The following is a 19,681-nucleotide window of genomic DNA, read 5'->3' as shown; positions in this document are numbered from 1 at the left end:
CGGCCGGAAGATGCGAGAGCTGGGTTGTGCTGTCAGGTGGCCTGGACTCCGGCGGCCTTCGCGGCCTCCGAATCCGCTACGACAGTATCTCCGGCCTCGTCGATGCTGAGCGCGCCGGTCATGATGGCGACGACCTCGGCCATGGAGTAGTCGGCGGGCTTGATCAGGGCGGCGCGCCGGCCCAGTCGGTGGACGTGGATCCGGTCGGCGATCTCGAAGACGTGGGGCATGTTGTGGCTGATCAGGACGACCGGCATGCCCTTGTCGCGGACTCGGCGGATGAGGTCCAGGACCTGGCCGGACTCCTTTACGCCGAGGGCGGCGGTGGGTTCGTCCATGACGACGACGGAGCGGGCCCAGGCGACGGCGCGGGCGACCGCGACGGCCTGCCGCTGTCCGCCGGAGAGGGTCTCGACCGCCTGAGTGAGCGAGCGAAGGCCGATCTTCAGGTCGGCCATGTGCTCGGCGGCCTCCTGCCGCATGCGCTTCTTGTCGAGCATCCGGAAGGTGCTGCCGAGGAGGCCGGGGCGGCGCAGCTCGCGGCCGAGGAACATGTTCGAGGCGATGTCCATGGAGGCGGCCACGGCGAGGTCCTGATAGACCGTCTCGATGCCGTGGGCCTGTGCGCTCTGCGGGCCCGAGAAGGTGATGGGCTCGCCGTTGAGGCGTATCTCGCCCGCGTCCGGGACCACCGCGCCGGTCAGGGCCTTGATCAGGCTGGTCTTGCCGGCGCCGTTGTCGCCGATGACGGCGAGTACCTCGCCGGGGAGCAGGTCGAAGTCGGCGCCGTCGATGGCGGTGACCTGGCCGTACCGCTTGACCAGACCGCGGGCCCGCAGCACGGGCGTGGGGGAGGAGGTGGCGGTCATCGGGCCTTCTTCCGGGAGATCTGGTCGACGGTCACCGCGAGGATCACCAGGACGCCGGTGATCAGGGTCTGGTAGATGGAGGCGACGCCCATCAGCTGGAGGCCGTTGCGGAACACGCCGACGATGAGGACGCCGATGAAGGTGCCCAGGACCGAGCCGCGGCCGCCGAAGAGGCTGGTGCCGCCGAGGACCACGGCGGTGATGCTGTCGAGGTTGTCGGTCTGCCCGGCCTGTGGGTCGCCCACTCCGGTGCGGGAGATGAGCAGCAGGGCGGCGATGCCGTACAGCAGGCCGGCCACGGTGTAGATGCCGATGGTGAGGCGGGAGGTGCGGATGCCGTTGAGCCGGGCGGCCTCGGCGCTGTTGCCCAGGGCGTAGACGTGCCGGCCCCAGCCGGTGCTGCTCAGCGCGTAGGCGAGGAGGAGGAACAGGGCGATGGTAACCAGGGAGCCGTAGGTGATGTCCGTGTGGCCCAGCGGGAAGGTCTCTCCGAGGGCCGTCAGCGAGCCGGGCAGGCTGGTGACCGTCTGTTCCTCGGAGTAGATGTGGGTCAGTGCGAACGCCACGTTGAGCATGCCGAGGGTCACGATGAACGGCGGCAGCGGGATCTTCTGCACCAGCAGCCCGTTGAGCAGCCCGAATCCGCCGCAGACGACCAGGCCCAGCGCGATCGCGACGAGCGGGGGTACGGAGCCCTCGGCCGCCATCTTGGCGATCACGATGCTGCCGAAGGCCATCACGGCCCCGCACGACAGGTCGATCCCCGCCGTGAGGATGATCAGGGTCTGTCCGATGGCGAGGGTGCCGACGACCATGACCTGCTGGACGATCAGCGAGAAGTTCCCGCCGGTCAGGAACTGGTCGGTCGAGAAGGAGAAGAAGGCACAGGCCAGGAGGAGGGCGGCCAGGGGTCCGGTGGTCGGCGCCGTGAGCAGTCTGCGGGCCGTGGTCGGTGCTTTGAGCTCCGAGTACGGCGTGGTCGTGGCTGTCATGCGAAGTCCTTGTCGGAAGACAGATGTCCTTGTCGGCGGGCGAGGGCTCAAGGCCCCGCCGCCGGGACAAGGGGGGCGGTCGTCCCTGGTCGGGGAGATGGGCCGACCGCCCCGCCGAGGGGAGTGGCGGTTTCGTACGGTGTCGTACGGTCCTCGGGGCGCGGCTCAGCCCCAGCAGTTCTCCAGGCCGTAGCCGGTGTCCTTCGACGTGACCCCGGTCTGCGCCTTGTCGGTGATCAGCGTGACGCCGGTGTCGGTGTAACCGGACGCCTTCTTGCCGTCCTTGGCGTACGCCACGACGGCCTTGACGCCCTCGGCGGCCATCTTCAGCGGGTACTGCTGCGACGTCGCGGCGATCTTGCCGTCCTTGACCGCCTGGGTACCGGTGCAGCCGCCGTCGACGGAGACGATCAGCACGTCCTTCTCCCGGCCCTTGGCCTTCAGAGCGGTGTACGCGCCCAGTGCCGCCGGCTCGTTGATGGTGTAGACGACGTTGATGTCGGGCGACTTCTGGAGGCAGTTCTCCATCGCGGTCTGGCCCTTGGCCTGGTCGCCACCGGTGTCCTGGGCGCAGACGACGTCCTTGTCGGTGGCGCCGAAGCCCTTCAGGAAACCGTTGTGCCGCTGGACGCCGACGGAGACGCCCGGCGCGAGGTCGAGGGCGGCTATCTTCGCGGTCTTGCCGCTCATGGCGGCCTTGGCGTACTCGCCGATCAGCTGGCCGGCCTTGAGGTTGTCGGTGGCGAAGAGGGCGTCGACCGCGCTCTCCGGGTCTGTCGGGGTGTCCAGGGCGATGACCAGGACACCCTTGGCCTTGGCCTTCTCGATCGCGGGCACGATCGCCTTGGAGTCGCTCGGGGTGATCAGGATGCCCTTCACCCCGGCGGCGACCATGTTCTCGATGGCGGTGACCTGACCGGCGTTGTCCCCGTCGAACTTGCCTGCAGCGGTGGACAGTTGGGCGCCGTTCTCCTTGGCGGCCCTCTCCGCGCCCTCCTTCATCTTCACGAAGAACGGGTTGGTGTCGGTCTTGGTGATCAGACCGACCTTGACCTCGCCCGAGCTCGTGGAGCCCGAACCGGAGCCGGACCCGCAGGCCGTCAGGGTGAGGGCCGCGACGCCCGTGACGGCGGCGGCTCTGAGGAGGGAGGAGGGCAGGCGAGTGGTGCGAGACATGATCGACTCCTGTGGGATAGCGAGCGGCACGGGGTTGGGATCAGAGCATGCCGCCCGGGGTGTCATCGTTGACTTGTGTCATCGTTGACACTGCCTGGCCAGGATGATGGACTCCGGATCCCGGCAACGTCAATGCCTTCCACCCGTCACAAATCGGCAACGTCCGTAGCCGCCGTCGCCACGCGGCCGGTCAGCGGCTGCGGTGCCGAGCGGACCCGTTGCCCGGTCTTTCCGAGCCCTTTCCGAGCCTTTCCGAGGGAGAGCAGTCCATGAGCCCGCGTCAGATCACCGTTCTGGGAGAGTGCGTCGCGGACGCCTTCACCGAACCGGCAGACAGCTCGAACGAACTCGCCCTTCGGGTACTGCCCGGCGGCGGACCTGCGAATACGGCGGTGGCCCTGGCCCGCCTCGGCACCTCGGCCCGCTTCCTGGCTCGCCTGTCCGGCGACGTGTTCGGCCGCCTGTTCCGGGCCCACCTGGAGGCGTCCGGCGTGGACCTGTCGTACGCCGTCGCCGCCGCCGAGCCCAGCACACTGGCTGTGGCGGAGCTGGACGCCACCGGACAGGCCGCGTTCTCGTTCCACGCGCAGAACACGGCCGACTGGCAGTGGACTCCAGACGAACTGGCGAGGGTGGATCTGTCCGAAACGGCCTGTGTGCACACCGGGTCGCTGGCCCTGGTCCGTGAGCCCGGCGGGGCGGTGGTGGAGGAGTTCCTGGCAGCAGCGGCTCCGCGGGCCACCATCAGCATCGATCCCAACGTCCGGCCGCTGCTGGTGCGCCCCGAGGACTACCGCGCCCGGCTGGCGCACTGGTGCGCTCTCGCCGACATCCTGCGCCTGAGCGAGGACGACCTGGAACTCCTCCTGCCGGGCACCCCGCCCGAGCAGGCGTGCGACACCTGGCATGCCGCGGGGGTCCGGCTCGTCGTGATCACGCTCGGCGCCGACGGCGCCCTGGCCTCGCTCGACGGCGAACGGCTGCGGGTGCCCGCGGTGGCCACCCGGGTCGTCGACACGGTCGGCGCGGGGGACTCCTTCACCGCCGGCCTGCTGCACGACCTCGGCGCCCGCGGACTCCTCGGTGGCCGGCTGGCCGGTCTCGGTCTCGACGAGGTCGCGGAGGCCTGCCGGTTCGGCACTCGGGTCGCAGCCCTGACCTGCTCGGTCGCCGGTCCCAACCCGCCGTGGCGAAACCAGCTGGAGCAGCCGACGACCGCCGGCGGCGCCTGACGGGCGGCTGGGCCGCGTTGGGGCAATCCCGCCCGGACCGTTGACGCATCGGCAGGATGTCGCTCATCATCGGGCCACTCGATGTCATCGATGACACAGTCGGCCTGAAGGTGCGCACGGAAGCGCATGGCGAGGAGACCGCCATCGGCTACGACACCACGACACCACGACACAGGAGCTGTACGTCGACCGCACCCACTCCGGCGCCGTCGACTTCAACAGCGCCTTCCCCGGCGTCCAGACCGCACCGCTCAAGGCCGAGAACGGCAAGGTGAAGCTGCGGATCCTCGTCGACCGGGCGTCCGTCGAGGTCTTCGGCGGCAGTGGCGAGGCCGCGATCACCCACGAGATCTTCCGCGACCCCGCCGGCCAGGGAGCGCAGGTCTTCGCCGAGAACGGCACGGTGGCGGGACAAGACCGTCGTCCGGCACCTCGACTCCGCCCACAAGTGACGCCCATGACCGACGCCCACGACCGACAAGGACGCGAGACCGTGAAGAAGACCCTGCTTGCCGAGTTCACCGCCCGCGAGGGAGCGCAGGGCGAGGTCGCCCGCCTGATCGGCGACTACGCCCTGAAGGTGCGCGAGGAAGAAGGCAACATCGCCTTCGACGTCTACACCAGGGCGGCCGACCCGCGCGCCTTCTGGATCTTCGAGGTGTACCGGGACGAGGACGCCTTCCAGGCGCACCTGAACGCCCCGTACGGCGGCCCTTTCAACGCCGCCCTGACCCCGCTGATCGAAGAGGACGCCTCCGTGCTGACGTTCCTGAACCCGCTGGCCACGAATGCGTGACGAGTCCGGTCGAACCGGCGCAGGTCAGCCGCACCTGGCTGCGGCGTAGCGGCATCTCTCACACCATCCCGGAGCGCGCCGACCGTGCCCGTAGCAGGCTGAAGCGCGGTAGCCGTAGGGCGGCGGCGGACCGTCTCCGGCTCGTTCGGGCAGGAGGTGCGGGGCAGACCGGCGGGGGCACATCCACCCACACCGGTAAGCAGGCCACCTGCTCCTCGGCTGCTCGGCTGCGCGCGCAGTCGGCCGCACATCTCGTACATCCCACATCCCGCATCCCGCATCCCGCTCTCAACGGTTCTGCGTCTGCGCTGAACCGGCGGTGTCCGCGGACTGGTCCCGTTCGTACGGCTCACACGTGGTCGCCGCGAGTCGCCCTTCACGCTCGGGACATGGTGCCGCAGGGGGCTCGGCCGCTCCGGGCCGTGCGTGCCGACGGGCGGCCAGCGTCCAGACGGTGGCGGCCAGCGCGGTCACCGTGAGGACGGTGAGCATCAGCGTGGTGTGGGATCCGGCGCTGTCGGCGGCCCGGGCAACGGGGTTCGGCAGGCCGAGGCGGTCGGCCAGCCAGCCGACGGCCGCCGTGCCGGTGAGCCCCGCCCCGGTCAGCCGCAGCGCGGGCTGCACTCGCAAGCGCGCGAGGACCAGCAGTGAGGGCAGGGCCAGGCAGACCAGCAGGAGCTGGACCAGTTCGATGCCGAGGTTGAAGCCGAGGAGGCTGGTCACGAGCTGCCCGGTGGACAGCTGCATCTCGGCCAGGACGAAGGAGAACGCCATGCCGTGGCCGAGCCCGAAAACCCCGGCCACGAGCGCCTCCTTGCCCGGGAAGAGGGGGCGGATGGCGTGGATCGCGCCGACGAGGATGCTGGCGGCGATGAACGCCTCGACCGGCCAGCCGGGGATGGTCAGACGGCCGAGCGCCGTGGCGGCCAGCGCGACGGAGTGCCCGGCGGTGAAGGCGAGCGTGATGCGGCCGATCCGGCCGAGCGCGGACCGGGCGCCGACCAAGCCGTCCCAGCGCCGTCCGGTCGCCGCGAGCGGCGCGGGCAGGAGCAGGATCAGCAGGAACAGCAGGTGGTCGGTGCCGGTGATGATGTGGTCGCCGCCCAGCTTCACCATGGCGACGAAACCGCGCCAGGCGCTGCCTTCGCCGAGGTCGACCTTGAGCGCCGGGACGGTCATGGTCCGGGTGTCGATCCTGATGGTGCCGACCTGGGTGGTGCCCTCGCCGTCGACCTGCCCAGCGGCCCAGTCCTGACGTACCGTCACCAACACTGTGTGCGTGATGACCTGGTGGACTATGACGTCGTAATCGAAGGTGAAGCGGCGTACGTCCGTGCCGGCCGGCGGGGTGAGCACGGCCTCGGCGACCAGCTCGCGATAGGGGCCGGTGGAGGTCTGCTCGGTGCTGCTGAGACTCAGGCTGCCGATGCTGACCTGCCAGGCCCTGCCCTGGGTGGTGACCGGGTGGATGTGCTTGCCGAGGTAGGTCCGGACGGCCTTGGCCTGCTGGGACAGTGTGGTCCGGGTGGCGTTGCTCAGATCGATCCCGCTGGCCCGGGAGAAGTCGTCGGTCGGCAGTTCCAGACGGGTGTTCACCGAGGTCTGGTGCACGTCGAGTTCCACCACCGAGTGGGGCATCGGATGCGCGGCGGCCGGCGACGCCCCTGCGAGGAGCGCCGCCGGTACCGCGATCGCGATCCCGGCCACCATACGGAGTGCGGTGGTCAGCCAGTTTCGCGATCGGGTCATGAGAAGGAGAACTCGCTGCCGTAGTCGCGGGTGTGGTCCCGGTACACGGTGTGGTAGTGGACCTTGTCCTGGTAGACGAAGCCGTTCTGGCAGACGAACTCGATCCACACGCTCGGGCCGTCGATGCGGACGTAGTCGCCCTGGGTGTCCAGAGCGGTGCCGCCGGAATAGGAGACGAAGGTCTGGTCGAGCTCACGCGCGTACGTCTTCGTGAGCTGCTTGGCGGTGGCGTCGTCCACGTCGGCGATCCACGGGTGGATCGCCTCCAGGACCAGCTTCTTCTGCTTGGGCGACAGGGAGCTGGCCTTGATACCTTCCTTGGTCGTCGGGAACTGGCCGTCCTCGCCCGGGCCGAGCAGCACGTCGCTGAACGACTCGGACAGCTTGGCCTTGGCCAGCTGCTCCGTGCTGAGGCTGCTGGTCAGTTTGAGCAGACCGTCGCGGAAGTTCGCCAGCGGCTCGTACGTGGTGCCGTCGTCCGCGGTCCAGCTGGTGGGCTCGACGCCGGTGAAGAACGGGCTGGCGCCGGACACCTTGCCGTCCTTGTAGGTGATGTTCACGGCGAGGTGGTGGCCGCCGAAGTGCAGCTGCCAGGTGCCGTCCGCCGACGGGGTGCCCAGGAACGCCAGGAAGTAGATGTCACTGCCGTACCCGCCGCCGGCGCCGCCACCGGGGGCGCCGGACGGCGGGGCGCCCGTCGGGGCGTCGGTGGCCGTGGCGCTCGGGTCCGCCGAGGTGGAGGCGGAGGGGTCGGCCGAGGCGGTGGCCGAGGCGTCGGTCGAGGTGCTGCCCGACGGCGCGGAGGGACCGGAGCCGGAGCTCTCCGCCGAGGCCAGCTGGTCGTCGGCCAGGAGGGTCTGCAGGACGTGCTCGTAACCGGTGTCCTTGCCGGTCCCGAGGGCCACCTTCAGCACGTTCTTCAGGGCGGCCAGCTGGTCGTCGCTCAGCGAGCCGGTCTGGATGCCCGGCCGGCAGGACGAGCCGCACGGCAGGTTCGACCAGGAGGTCGCGTTCGCCTGGGAGAAGTCCAGAACCGTCGCCGCCTGCTGGTCGGAGTCCAGCGTGTTCAGGAACGTGTTGGCGGCGCTGACCACGGCCGCGACGCCGGTGGCCTTCTTGTTGACCGGGTAGTGGACGCCGGCCTTCTTGGCGTCGCCCGTGGTCGTCGCGGCGTTGGCCGCCACGAATCCGCCCCCCACGAGGACCGCACCGGCGGCTACGCCGGCTATGGCGCGCCAGGTTCGTCGGCTACGCGCCCGACGTGTTCTCTCTCTGCTCACGAACAACTCCCTGAAGACAAGGGTGGGGACGGTGCGCCGACTCGGAGAGCGGCACCGTCCAGGACACGCGCGCGATGAGCAGAGAACTATCAGCAACATTGTTGACACCTCAATGCGTGAGCTTCGGAGTGCGTCCCATTTGGATGGCGCACGCCGCATATCGAGGAGAAACACTGGGCTGGTTGACAGGTTGCTCTTATCGCGGCTTCAGCAGTCGAGACGAACTCCAGTCGTCGGCTGTGGGAGCCAGGGGGCGGCCGGGCCGAGCCAGACCCTGCCGATCCCTACCCCAGCGGGGTGAGGCGCGGATCGTCGGCGGTACGCATACTCGGTTCCATGAACGAGCACGGGCAGCTCGCCGACTTCCTCCAGGCACGTCGTGGCCAACTGCGGCCCCAAGACGTCGGGTTGGAGACCTACGGCGAACGGCGCCGGGTGCCTGGGCTGCGGCGGGAGGAGCTCGCGTTGCTCGCGGGCATCAGCGCGCCCTACTACACCCGCCTGGAACAGGGCCAGTCACGCAACGCCTCGCGCGAGGTGCTCGACGCCGTGGCGAGCGCCCTGCGACTGGACGTCCGAGCGTGCCCATCTGCACACCCTGGCCCGTGCGCCACGAAGGGCCAGGGCTGCCGGCCGGCCGCCCGCCGAACGCGTCACCCCGGCGATGAGCGCCTTGCTCGCGGCCGTCGAGGGCACACCCGCCGTCGTCGTCGGCCGCCGCGGCGACGTCCTGGCCTGGAACCGGCCGGGACACGGGCTGTTCGCACCTTCACCGGCCGCGGAGACGAGATCCTCGCCGCCCTCAACGCTCCCAACAAGGTCGTGCGCATCCGGCCCGACGGCACCAGCACCACCGTTCTGGACGCGGCCGACGGACTCCAGAACCCCACCTCCGTCGCGCTGCGCGGTAACGAGGTGTACGTACTCAGCGCCGCCTACACCACGGCCACCGACCCCAATCTCCTGCGCGCCCGCCTGCGTGGCCACCGGTAGGACCCGGCCCGCCACGCACACGGCAGCTCGCCCTGACGGTATGCCCGTGCCGGTAGACACCCGCCGGTACGGGCGTACCGCGGGGAAGGCGGCGGCGAAAGTACGCAGGCTCAGCCTTCGCGGGGTTCGGCGAGTTCTGGAGCGGATTGGCGTTCATCCGACCCCTTACGTGGGCGACCGCCGGCCCAGGGAGGGTCGACGCGGCCCGTCCATGCCGGACGCCGCGAGCTTCCCGGCGGAAGCGGCTGCCTCGGCGGCGTCGAAGTTGCCCGTTGTCAGGCCGGTTTCACCGTCTTCATCGTGAAGTGCGACGTGACGTTCTTGATCCGCGGGATGGTCATGACGTGCCGGCTGAGGAAGGTCTCGTAGGCCGCCAGGTCGGCGACGGCGACGCGTACGAAGTAGTCCGGGCTGCCGAACAGCCGTCTCAGCTCGATGACTTCCTCGGCCCGGGCCAGGATCTGTTCGAAGCGCTCCACCGTATCCGCGTCCTGGGCATCGAGGCTGAGTTCGATGAGCACCTCGAAGGAGCGGCCCACGGCCGTGGGGTCGACGACGGCCCGGTAGCCGCGGATGACGCCGTCGGCCTCCAGACGCTGAACGCGCCGCAGGCACGGCCCGGTCGTGAGGCCGACCCGCTGCGCCAGCTCGACATTGGTCAGTCGCCCGTCCTGCTCCAACTCGGCGATGATTGCCAGATCGATCGGATCCATGACAGAACATTGCACCCGAGACGCTCGGTGAGCAATCTTTGGCACCCCGTGTCATGCGTTTTCCGGGACGTTGAAGAGATGCAAGAGGAGGGACCAGGGCGCGCGGGCAGGGCGGAGTACGGGTACTCAACCCTGCGTAGGGGCTTCAGGCGCTGCTGACGTGGTCGGCCCGGCGGGGCCCGCGCTCTCGCGGACGATCAGGTCGGTGCCGACGAAGGTCGGAGCAGGGGGCCGGTAGTCGTTCTCCATGCGGCTGCGCAGGAGGGCGAAGGCGTCGCGGCCCAGTCCCTGGAAGTCCATCCGGACGGTGGTGAGGGAGGGGGTGACGAACCCCGAGTGCGGGGCGTCGTCGAAGCCGATGACGCTGACGTCTCCCGGCACCGACCGGCCGGCGTGGTGCAGGGCGCGCAGCACGCCCAGCGCCAGGTCGTCGTTGCCGCACAGGATCGCCGTGACGCCCGGGTCGTGGGCGAGTTCCCGTCCCTCGTCGTAGCCGACCTGCGCGTACCAGCCCTTGCCGCCGTGGGGTTCGGGCGGGGTGACCCCGGCCGCTTCCAGGGCCCCTCGCCAGCCCTGCGCACGCGGCCCTTCCGATCGGCGGGTGCCCACCGATGTCGGGATCGCCACGTAGTGGACGGTCTCGTGTCCGAGCTCCAGCAGGTACGTGGTGGCGGCCCGGGCGGCCTCACGGTCGTCGGCCCACACCGCGGGACGGGGAGGAGGCCGGCCGTGGGAGGGCGCTTCGACGACCGCTGCGCACGGCACGTCCGCCGGGACCCGGCTCAGTGCGGACGCGCCGAGCGGATCGAAGCCGATGACCATCAGTCCGCCGCCTCCGGCTACTGCCGAGGAGATGGTGCGGTTCAGGTCGTCCTCGGGCGTCAGCAGCTTCACGCCCAGCGAGTAGCCCGCGGCGCGGGCCGCTTCCTCCAGGCCCTGGAGGGTGGCCGCATAGCCGTAGAGGGTGGTGTTCGACGTCAGTACGGTGACCGACCGGGTGACGCCGCTGGCCAGCGCGAACGCGGTGGCGTTGCGTCGGAAGCCCAGCGTCTCGACGGCCGCTTCGACCCGCTTGCGGGTCTCCTCGCGGACGTTCGGGTGGCTGTTGATGACCCTCGACACGGTCTGGTACGAGACGCCCGCAGCCCGAGCGACATCCCGGATACTGGCGGCCTTGCGCGGTGCCGGTCCGGGATCCGAGGGATTGTCGGGGCTTGTGTGACCGGTCACATCCATGCCACGATTGTGAGCGGTCACAACGTCAACCGTCAACACGAACCCGGGATTTGCCCGGCGATCGTATCAGCGCACATCGCGCGCCGACGGGTGCTGAGCCGGGCGGGGAATCGGGCACGGAACCGGACGCGGAGCGGCGAGCCCGACGGGGCCGACGGGGCCGACGGAAGACCCTGGTGAGATCCGCGCGACATCGGACACCGCGGCGCACGCAAGGGGCCGCCCACCGCGGCGCGTGCGAGAGAGCCGGACACCGCGGCGCATGCGAGAGACCAGGCATCGTAGAAGGGGAGACCGCGTTGACCGTTGTCGTCGAAGCAGTCGGGAGATCTCCGCTCTGGTCCCATGAGGCCCTTGGGCTGCACGCCGTCGTGGATTCCGACGGGTCGGTCAGGCTGGGCGCGCCGGGCCGGAACTGGAACACCCTGCTGCCGCTGGTCGAGGTCGCCGCCACCGGACACGGCCGCACCTGGTCGGGCGAGCGGTTCATCGACACCGCCATCGGCGGGCGTCTGGTCCACCGGGACCACGGGACGGTCGACGAGGGGGACCTGCAGCGCACGACGATCCGGCTGGCGGATCCGGTGACCGGCCTCGCCGCCGACATCATCCTGCGGACCTGCCCCGGCGCCGGCTTCCTCCGCTCGCAGGTCCGCCTGGTCAACGAGGGAGACGTCCCGCTCCGGCTGGAGAGCGTGTCGACCCTGACCCTCGGGGGGATCGTGGACGACGTGGGCGCGCCGGACGGCCTGACCCTGCACTGGGCGGACAACGACTGGCTCGCCGAGTGCCGTTGGCGGCACGGCGCGTTCCGCGACCATGTCGTCCCGCTGAACCGGGCCGCCCACGGCCACGAGGGGCGCGGCTGCTTCGAGCGGTACTCGCAGGGCAGTTGGTCCACAGGACGGCACCTGCCGATGGCCGCGCTCACCGACGACCGGACGGGCCGCGCCTGGCTCTGGCAGATCGAGTCCAGCGCGGGCTGGCGCTACGAGAGCGGCGAACGGGAGGGCGCCGCCTACCTCGCGCTCTTCGGACCCGACGACGCCCACCACCAGTGGCGCCAACTCCTGGCACCCGGGCAGGAGTTCACCACCGTGCCGGCTGTGCTCGTCGGCGTCGCAACCGGCGGGCTGGACGCCGCGTTCGGCGAACTCACCGCCTACCGGCGCCGGATCCGTCGCCGTCATCCTGACCTTACGACGCTCCCGGTGATCTACAACGACTACATGAACACCCTGATGGGCGACCCCACCACCGAGAGGCTCCTGCCGCTGGTCGAGGCGGCGGGAGCCGCCGGCGCCGAGGTCTTCGTCATCGACGCCGGCTGGTACGACGACGACGCCCAGGGCTGGTGGGACGCCGTCGGCGCCTGGGACGCCTCCGCCAGGCGCTTTCCCGGCGGTATCCAGCAGGTGCTGGACGCCGTCAGGCGGCACGGGATGACCCCGGGACTGTGGCTGGAGCCCGAAGTGGTGGGCGTGCGCAGCCCGTTGGCCTACTCCCTGCCACCCGAGGCGTTCTTCCGCCGGGGCGGGGTCCGTGTCACCGAACACGGCCGGCACCACCTGGACCTGCGCCACCCCGTGGCCCGCGCCCACCTCGACCGGGTCGTCGACCGGCTCGTGGGGGAGTGGGGGGTGGGCTATCTGAAGTTCGACTACAACATCAACATCGGTCCCGGCACCGAGAACGGCGGCGAAAGCGCCGGCGCCGGGCTGCTCGGGCACCACCGCGCGCATCTCGACTGGCTCGGCTCCCTCCTCGACCGGCACCCCGGTCTCGTCCTGGAGAACTGTGCGTCGGGCGGGCTGCGCATGGACTACGCGCAGCTCGCCGTCGTCCAGATCCAGTCCACCAGCGACCAGCAGGACCCCCTGCGCTACCCGCCCATCGCCGCCGCGGCCGCCACCGCGGCGACCCCCGAGCAGGCCGCCGTGTGGGCCTACCCCCAGCCGGACTTCAGCCTCGACGAGATCGCCTTCACCCTCACCGGCGCGCTGCCGGGCCGCGTCCACCTGTCCGGGTTCCTCGACCGCATGAGCCCAGAGCAGTTCGACCTCGTCCGCTCGGGTCTCTCCGTCTACAAGGCCCTGCGCGCGGAGATCCCCGACAGCCTGCCGTTCTGGCCCCTCGGGCTGCCCTCCTGGGAGGACGGCTGGATCGCCTACGGCTGGCGCGGTCCCACCGCCACCTGGCTCGCGCTGTGGCGACGGGAGCCGGCAGCCGGGGAACAAGAGGGCGTCCCGCGCCCCCGCGACCGGCACGCGGCCCACGCGGCCCACGCGGCCCACGCGGCCGACGACGGCACCTGCACCGTCACGGTCTCCCACCTGCGCGGCAGCCGCCTTCGCCCCACGCCGCTCTACCCCGTCACCGCCGACGCGACCACGACCTGGGACGCCGGTTCCGCGCAGCTCACCGTCTCCCTGCCACGCCCCGGCACCGCCGTGCTGCTCCGCCTCGACGTGCCGTCGTCCCCGCCGGGGCAGAGGGCAGCGGAGCCGTGAATCGCGGTACGAGGGCGGCGACTTGGGGCACCGGCGTTGTCAGAGCTGGGCGCTAGGGTCCCCCTGGACGCGTCACCTCCCCTTGGTGCAAGCGTTGTTGACTGTCTATCAGGAGCTGAGCACCATGAGCATGCAGGCCACCTTCGCCGACTTCTCCGTCGACCCGGCCCGGCTGTCCAACGCCGTGGTCGGGCATGACCGGGCCGAGTTCGGCGGATCCCACCTGACGCTGAACGCGGGCGGAACGGTGACGCTGGACTTCGAGGTGGCGGACCCGGAGGACATCCCCGAGGCGACGCTCACCGTCACGGCCCTCGTCTCCAGGCTCGGCTCCGCCCCGGGCCATGCCCCGATCGACGTACTGCTCCAGGGCGAGGCGCTGGCCGAAGACCTCACCGTGCCCGGCGGCGGAGACCTTCCGCAGGACAACGTTTTCGCGGTGCCGGCCGCCCTGCTGAAGCCGGGGACCAACACCCTGGAGATACGGGCGTCGGCCGAGGCGCGCAGCACGCTCCGGCTCTACCGGATCACCCTGGACTCCGTCGACGAGCGGGGCCGCTCGGAGCGCGCGCTGGCCGCGCGGGCCGCCCGGAACTCGGTCTTCGCCTTCCGGACGGAACTCCGCGCCGCCCACGCCCCCTCGTCCACGCCCTGGGAAGCGGCTCCGCGGCTGGTGTTCCACCTCGACCGGGACGAGCACTCGCTGCCCGCGCAGCTCGGCTGGCGAGGGGTCGACGGGGCCGAATCGGCCATCAGCTTCCAGTCGAACATGTCCGACTTCCACGGCTGCCACCGCGCCGCAGACGGTACGGCCTACGAGTACCGGGGCCGCCTCACCGGCGGCTGGGCCTATCCGGAAGGGCTCGAGGAGACGTCGGCGGCCCACCTGCATCGCTTCATCACCGAGGAGGGATGGGGCGGAGGCTGGCACGCCTCCCACGAACTGCGGTTGCTGGTGGACGACGGTGGAGCCCCCGTGGAACGGGTGACCTGGCGTGATCAGCGGGGCAACTCCGGCGTGGTCGTGCTCCAGGTCCCGCCGGCCGCGGCCGCGGCCGGGGCGCCCGGGGCGAGGTCGGACGACGTCGAGGTGACCGACGTCGAGGCGAGCGAGGAGTTCGAGGAAGGCGGGGAGACGGCGGACAACCTGCTGACCGGCACCCGGGCCAAGTGGCTGGCCTTCGACGACACGGCCAGTCTCCGCTTCACCCTCGCCCGCTCCGCCACCGTCACCTCCTACACCCTGACGTCGGCGAACGACTGCCCCGATCGCGACCCGCGCGACTGGACCCTGCACGGCTCGACCGACGGCCGTACCTGGACGCGCCTGGACTCCCGTGCCGGAGAGACCTTCAACGGGCGGTACCAGGCAAGGGAGTTCCAGCTCCGAGCGGCCCCCACGGCCTACCGTCACTACCGTCTCGACATCACCCGTAACTCTGGTGCGACCGAGACCCAGCTCGCCCGGGTCCGCTTCGTCGAGGGTCCCGTCGGCCGGGCGTTCACCGGCTACTACCAGCGTGACAACGAGGGCCCGATCGGCTATCGCGGAACGCCGGTCCCCGCACCCGGGCCGGCGGTCGTCGCCATCCCGGCCCCCCTCCTGGCCGCGGACCTGGAGGTGGCCGTCCAGTCCCTGACCGACACCGCCCAGACCCTGGCCGCCCTGGCGACCCGCCTCCGCGAGGGCTGAGCGAGGCGCCCGCCGGTGCCGGCCCGTGGGTCAGTCCCGCGTCGCGTAGACGATGAGGTTGTTCACCGGGTGTCCCTCGGCGTCGAAGTCGCCGTCACAGGTGATCAGCCGCAGGGCACGGTCCCCTGTCGGGCCGTAGACCTTCTCGGTGGGGAAGGCGCTCTTGCTGACGCTCTCGGTGCTCGTGACGGAGAAGTGCGCCGCATCCCCCTGCGCGTCGGTGACGATGATGTCCGCGCCCTCGGCGATCTTGTCGAGGTCGTGGAAGACGGCCTTGCCGTACCGGGTGTCGTTGTGGCCGATGATGACGGCGGCGCCGGGCTCACCGGGCACGGCACCGCCGGTGTACCAGCCGGCGGTCATGCCCTTGTCGGCCGGCGGTACCTCGACGGTGCCGTCCGTGTCGAGGCCGAGTTCCATCAGAGAACTGGTGATCCCGAGCGAGGGGATGCTCACCTCGGCGGGGTCCGGCGGCTGCTCGGTCTGCGGCGCGCCGCCGGACGCGGGGGTGCCCGCGGCGGCGGAGGAACCCGGGGTGGCCGAGGCGGCGGCCTTCTCGGGGGCGGACGAGCAGCCGGTGAGCACGGCCAGCGCCACGGGTACGACGAGGGCGAGGCGGACGAGACGGGCAGCGGCCGGGACCGGCAGGGTGGCGCGGGGCCGTACCGGACGGTGTACGGGGGACATGAGGGGCTCCAAGCAGGGTGGACGCGTGCGCGGCGATAAGCGGATGCCCGCGGATGCCCGCGGATGCCCGCGGATGCCCGCGGATGCCCGCGGGGGGTGAGCGGAGGCGCGAAGACTCCCGCCGGGGGTGAGCGGGGGTGAGCGGGGGTGAGCGGGGGTGAGCGGGAGTGAGCGGGGGTCCGCGGCGATACGCGGGAGGTGCGCGCGGCGATACGTGAAGACGTACGGCGATACGCGATGGCGCCGCCCGTGAGGGGCGGCGCCATGGGGTGTCGGCCGGGTGGGATGCGGGGTCAGCCGGTGGGGCGGCCGGCGGCGCGACGGCGTACCACGAAGGTGCCCGCGCCCGCGAGCAGCAGGGCGCCGGCGGCGGAACCGACGAGAGCGGTGGTGCCGGAGCCGCTGCCACCGGCCGGGGCCTCGCCCGCGTCGACGCCGCCCCGCGGCAGCTGCTTGGCGGCCTCGGCCTTCCTGGCCGCGACCGCCGCCTCCTCCTTGGTCTTGGCGTCTTCGGCCTTCTTCTCGTCCACGGTCGTGTCCGTGCCGTCCGTCAGCGCGGACGCCGCCGGGGACGGGTCGGCGGCGAGGGCCGCGGTGGCGGGGGCGAGCAGCGCGCCGCCCGCGAGGGCGGTCAGCACGGCGAGACGCAGGATGGGACGGCGGGACATGTATGACTCCAGTTCCAGCCCGGCCTCGGTGGCCGCGGGCATGACCGAAGACTTGCCGTCAGTTGTGAAGAAGCTGTCAGAGCGTCGTGGTCATCGCATCAGGGTCATCGCATCGGTCATCGCACAGGGTCATCGCATCAAGGCCGGACGGTGGTCTCCTCGCCGTGCCTCGGCGGTTCGGCGTCCCCGTCGGTCATGGCCGGCAACCGCACGGTGAAGACGGAGCCCTGCCCCTCGGCGCTCGTCACGGTCACCGTGCCCCCGTGCGCCTCGGCCAGCTTGAGCACGATCGCCAGCCCGAGGCCGCTGCCGCCGGTGCTGCGGTTGCGGGACTTCTCCGCCCGCCAGAAGCGGTCGAACACATGCGGGACATCGCCCGCCGGGATGCCGCTGCCGGTGTCGGACACCTCCACGGCGACCTCGGCCCCGCCCTTCGTGACGTACGAACGCAGCGTGACCCGGCCACCGGGCGGGGTGTGGCGTACCGCGTTGGAGAGCAGGTTGCTGACGGCCTGGCGCAGCCGGACCGGGTCGGCCTCGACCGGCGGCGGGGGAGGGGCGCCGGGTGCCGTGGCGACCTCCAGGGTCACACCCGCGGTCTCGGCCGGCCCCTGGTGCGCCGCGGCGACCTGGCCGAGCAGGTCGCCGACGGTCACCGGCTCCAGGTGCAGCCGCAGCGCGCCCGCTTCGGCCGCCCCCAGGTCCTGCAGATCGTTGATGAGGTGCTGGAGCTGCACGGCCTCGTCGAGGAGCGAGGAGACGAACGCCGGGTCCGGCTCGGCCAGACCGTCGTGTGCCGCCTCCAGCCAGCCACGGATGTTGCTCAGCGGGGTACGCAGCTCGTGGGCGACGTCGCTGACCATCACCTTGCGCTGTTCCTCGAGCCGGGTCCGGTGTGCGGCCATGTCGTTGAAGGCCAGCGCCAGTCGTCCGATCTCGTTGTCCGCGCCGACCGGCACGGGCGCCGAGTCCAGGCCGTCCCGCATCCGCTGGGCGGCGCCGGTGAGCGCGTGCAGCGGGCGTACCAGCCGGGTTCCGGCGATCACCGAGGCGCCGACGGTGAGGGCGAGGACGAGGGCCGTGACTCCGGCGATGCGCGCGGTGTTGGCCGGTGAGAGGTCGAAACCGGGCACGCTGACGGCGCCGGGGCCGTCGATGAACAGCAGGGCGGGCGCGGCGACATAGGCCGTGAGCTGTTCACGGCGGGCGCTGCCCACACAGGCGGCCACGGCCCGGTCGTACCCGCTGCTGCGGGCCTGCGCCGCGCTGTCGTCCGTGGCCGCCTTCCTGCCTTCGGCCGCAACGCCCGCCGCGGCCGCCGCGGCCGCCTTGTCCTCGGCCATGCGCCGCTCGATCACCTCTTCCTTGGTGCTGCCGGTCTCGGGCACGGGGACGGGCGCCGACGAGCCGACATCCGTGCCTTCCTGTCCGTATCCCCGGTCCCAGGACAGATCCAGGTTCAGTTTCACGCCCGTGCGGCCCTGCCGCTTCAGACAGGCGTCGGCGAGCTGCTCCAGCGCCCGCAGGGCCTTGTCCTCGGTCGCGGTGGTCTCGGCGCCGTCGACGGACAGGCACTTCAGCTCGCTGTCGCGGTCGGTGCCGTCGCTCACGAACCGGACCCAGGGCCGCCCGCTGGGGCTGTCGACGACGTCCGCGGCGATCCCCATCCCCGCGAGGCACTCCGCGCTGCGGGTGGTGGACCTGCGCAGGACCGTTCGTTCCTTCGCGGGCAGCAGGAAGGGCCCGACGGCCCGTGGATCGACGCGGTCCGTGCCGACCGGAACGGCGTCGGGCACCAGCACGGTGTCGACCGACAGCGGGTCGACGACCGCCGAAGCCTGTGTCGGCAGCTCTGCGGCGGGCGAGGCGCCGGCGGCGGAGTCGAAGAGCGGCTGCCGGTCCTCGGTGGTCAGCACGATCCGGCGCCCGGACTCCCGGGCCAGGTCCCGTACGGTGCCGTCGACGTCCGTCCAGTCGGGATGGCCGGCCGCGTAGCCCAGCAGGGTGTCGTAGATCCTCGCGTCGGTGCTGAGGTTGCGTCCCTGTTCCTGACGGATCGCGACGGAGGTCGTCTGCACGGCGAGCCAGGCGGTGGCGGCGACCGAGCAGAAGGCCACCAGCGCCGACACGGTCAGCAGCCGGCCGAGCAGGCTCCTGCGGAGCGGCAGCCGCGTCCGCCCCGCCGGCTGTGTCCCGTTTCTCTGCCTCGTCCGCTCGTCACGACGACGCACGGCGTGCTCCCTTGGCCGGGTCGGTCAGCTTGTAGCCGACGCCGAAGACGGTGAGCAGCCGGACCGGCCGGCGCGGGGCCCGCTCGATCTTCTTGCGCAGATGCATCACGTGCACATCGACGGTGCGGCCGCCGATGTACTTGTCGAAGCCGTGCAGTTCCGCCAGGAGCCGCTGCCTGGTGAACACCCGGTCGGGTTCCGCGGCCATCGCGGCGAGGATGCGGAACTCGCCGGGCGTGCACACGACCGGTGTCCCGCCGACCGACACCTCGTGCCGGACCGGATCGACCCGGAGCGCGCCGACCGTCAGCGCGTCGTCGGCCTCGGCGGGGGCGGGCGCGGGCGCGGGGCCGGGCGTGGGCGCGGGGTCGACGGCGGGGGAGGGGGCCGCGGTGCGCCGGTTGCGGCGCAGCAGCGTGCGGACCCGGGCGACCAGCTCACGGGGGCTGAACGGCTTGGTCATGTAGTCGTCGGCGCCGAGATCCAGCCCGAGCAGGAGATCGTCCTCCGTGCTGCGGGCCGTCAGCATCAGGACCGGTAGCTGCCGGTCCTCGGCGCGCAGGATCCGCACCACGTCGAGGCCGTCGGCCCGGGGCATCATCACATCGAGGACGAGCAGGTCGGGTTCCCGGTGCCGGACCTCCTCGAGAGCCGCACGGCCGTCCTCGACGACCGTGACCGCGTGTCCCTCGTGCTCGAGGTAGCGACGCACCAGTTCTGCCTGCTTCGCGTCGTCTTCGGCGACCATGATGTTTGCGCACACGCCGAGGATCGTAGCGAGCGCCCGATCGGGCACCGCGGTAAGTCGCCGCGCGGAGGCGGGAGTTCGCGGATCGCGCCGGTCACCGGAGAGCCG

General features: G+C 71.4%; 15 protein-coding genes and 2 pseudogenes. 6 read left to right on the top strand and 11 right to left on the bottom strand.

Translation table 11 applies throughout. The features are described 5' to 3' along the window. Nucleotides 1–32 precede the first annotated feature (32 nt). The 3 genes from ACFWBD_RS03260 to ACFWBD_RS03250 all read right to left on the bottom strand — a co-directional run bounded on the left by ACFWBD_RS03260 (nt 33) and on the right by ACFWBD_RS03250 (nt 3,037). Nucleotides 33–869, bottom strand: a complete 837-nt coding sequence (locus ACFWBD_RS03260; RefSeq protein WP_385661898.1) for an ATP-binding cassette domain-containing protein — start codon at nt 867–869, stop codon at nt 33–35. Further along, on the bottom strand, nt 866–1,861 hold the full coding sequence (locus ACFWBD_RS03255) for an ABC transporter permease (protein ID WP_385661894.1): 996 nt from the start codon (nt 1,859–1,861) through the stop codon (nt 866–868). Before ACFWBD_RS03255 ends, ACFWBD_RS03260 begins: the two co-directional genes overlap by 4 nt. Nucleotides 1,862–2,026: 165 nt before the next feature. After that, nucleotides 2,027–3,037 carry a sugar ABC transporter substrate-binding protein gene (locus tag ACFWBD_RS03250; protein WP_385661892.1) on the bottom strand — a complete coding sequence of 337 codons (1,011 nt, stop codon included), beginning with the start codon at nt 3,035–3,037 and terminating at the stop codon, nt 2,027–2,029. Between the two features lie 269 nt (nt 3,038–3,306). On the opposite strand from ACFWBD_RS03250, the gene ACFWBD_RS03245 reads away from it, so the two are divergent. The 3 genes and pseudogenes from ACFWBD_RS03245 (at nt 3,307) to ACFWBD_RS03235 (ending at nt 5,065) form a co-directional block, all read left to right on the top strand. After that, nucleotides 3,307–4,269 (top strand): carbohydrate kinase, encoded by a 963-nt coding sequence (locus ACFWBD_RS03245; protein WP_385661889.1) that lies wholly within the window; start codon nt 3,307–3,309, stop codon nt 4,267–4,269. 101 nt (nt 4,270–4,370) lie between these two features. Beyond that, a pseudogene (locus ACFWBD_RS03240) lies at nt 4,371–4,721 on the top strand (GH32 C-terminal domain-containing protein); the annotation flags it as partial. 41 nt (nt 4,722–4,762) lie between these two features. Continuing rightward, entirely contained in the window at nt 4,763–5,065 is a 303-nt protein-coding gene (locus tag ACFWBD_RS03235) for a putative quinol monooxygenase (RefSeq protein WP_385661886.1), read from the top strand. 288 nt (nt 5,066–5,353) lie between these two features. Here ACFWBD_RS03235 and ACFWBD_RS03230 read toward each other — a convergent pair whose 3' ends face one another. Both ACFWBD_RS03230 and ACFWBD_RS03225 read right to left on the bottom strand, forming a co-directional pair. Continuing rightward, the gene (locus ACFWBD_RS03230; protein WP_385661883.1) at nt 5,354–6,814 is read right to left on the bottom strand and encodes a HupE/UreJ family protein; all 1,461 of its coding nucleotides are present in this window, start codon (nt 6,812–6,814) and stop codon (nt 5,354–5,356) included. Further along, nucleotides 6,811–7,998 (bottom strand): DUF3500 domain-containing protein, encoded by a 1,188-nt coding sequence (locus ACFWBD_RS03225; RefSeq protein ID WP_385661880.1) that lies wholly within the window; start codon nt 7,996–7,998, stop codon nt 6,811–6,813. The genes ACFWBD_RS03230 and ACFWBD_RS03225 overlap by 4 nt, the downstream gene beginning before the upstream one ends. Nucleotides 7,999–8,430: 432 nt before the next feature. Between ACFWBD_RS03225 and ACFWBD_RS03220 the strand changes: the two are divergent. Then, nucleotides 8,431–8,860: pseudogene (locus ACFWBD_RS03220) on the top strand (helix-turn-helix domain-containing protein); the annotation flags it as partial. A gap of 502 nt (nt 8,861–9,362) precedes the next feature. Here the strand turns inward: ACFWBD_RS03220 and ACFWBD_RS03215 are convergent. Further along, complete coding sequence (locus ACFWBD_RS03215; protein ID WP_385661877.1) at nt 9,363–9,800, bottom strand: Lrp/AsnC family transcriptional regulator; 438 nt, start codon at nt 9,798–9,800, stop codon at nt 9,363–9,365. A gap of 126 nt (nt 9,801–9,926) precedes the next feature. Continuing rightward, the gene (locus ACFWBD_RS03210) at nt 9,927–11,036 is read right to left on the bottom strand and encodes a LacI family DNA-binding transcriptional regulator (protein ID WP_385661874.1); all 1,110 of its coding nucleotides are present in this window, start codon (nt 11,034–11,036) and stop codon (nt 9,927–9,929) included. A gap of 371 nt (nt 11,037–11,407) precedes the next feature. Between ACFWBD_RS03210 and ACFWBD_RS03205 the strand changes: the two genes are divergently transcribed. Both ACFWBD_RS03205 and ACFWBD_RS03200 read left to right on the top strand, forming a co-directional pair. After that, on the top strand, nt 11,408–13,546 hold the full coding sequence (locus ACFWBD_RS03205) for an alpha-galactosidase (protein ID WP_385661871.1): 2,139 nt from the start codon (nt 11,408–11,410) through the stop codon (nt 13,544–13,546). Nucleotides 13,547–13,670: 124 nt separating this feature from the next. Beyond that, the gene (locus ACFWBD_RS03200) at nt 13,671–15,239 is read left to right on the top strand and encodes a discoidin domain-containing protein (RefSeq protein WP_385661869.1); all 1,569 of its coding nucleotides are present in this window, start codon (nt 13,671–13,673) and stop codon (nt 15,237–15,239) included. Between the two features lie 30 nt (nt 15,240–15,269). Here the strand turns inward: ACFWBD_RS03200 and ACFWBD_RS03195 are convergent, their stop codons facing one another. The 4 genes from ACFWBD_RS03195 to ACFWBD_RS03180 all read right to left on the bottom strand — a co-directional run bounded on the left by ACFWBD_RS03195 (nt 15,270) and on the right by ACFWBD_RS03180 (nt 19,573). Then, nucleotides 15,270–15,926: a class F sortase gene (locus ACFWBD_RS03195; protein ID WP_385661867.1), complete on the bottom strand. Its 657-nt coding sequence runs from the start codon at nt 15,924–15,926 to the stop codon at nt 15,270–15,272. 293 nt (nt 15,927–16,219) lie between these two features. After that, nucleotides 16,220–16,636, bottom strand: coding sequence for a hypothetical protein (locus ACFWBD_RS03190; protein WP_385661864.1), 417 nt, complete (start codon nt 16,634–16,636; stop codon nt 16,220–16,222). Between the two features lie 95 nt (nt 16,637–16,731). Further along, nucleotides 16,732–18,825: a sensor histidine kinase gene (locus tag ACFWBD_RS03185; protein ID WP_385661861.1), complete on the bottom strand. Its 2,094-nt coding sequence runs from the start codon at nt 18,823–18,825 to the stop codon at nt 16,732–16,734. Then, on the bottom strand, nt 18,812–19,573 hold the full coding sequence (locus ACFWBD_RS03180; protein WP_385662266.1) for a response regulator transcription factor: 762 nt from the start codon (nt 19,571–19,573) through the stop codon (nt 18,812–18,814). The genes ACFWBD_RS03185 and ACFWBD_RS03180 overlap by 14 nt, the downstream gene beginning before the upstream one ends. Between the last annotated feature and the right edge of the window lie 108 nt (nt 19,574–19,681).

This window comes from Streptomyces sp. NPDC060002, assembly GCF_042737245.1.
GTDB lineage: Bacteria > Actinomycetota > Actinomycetes > Streptomycetales > Streptomycetaceae > Streptomyces.
The sequence above is the reverse complement of the archived record's forward strand: the minus strand, read 5'-3'. Positions and strand labels throughout refer to the sequence as shown.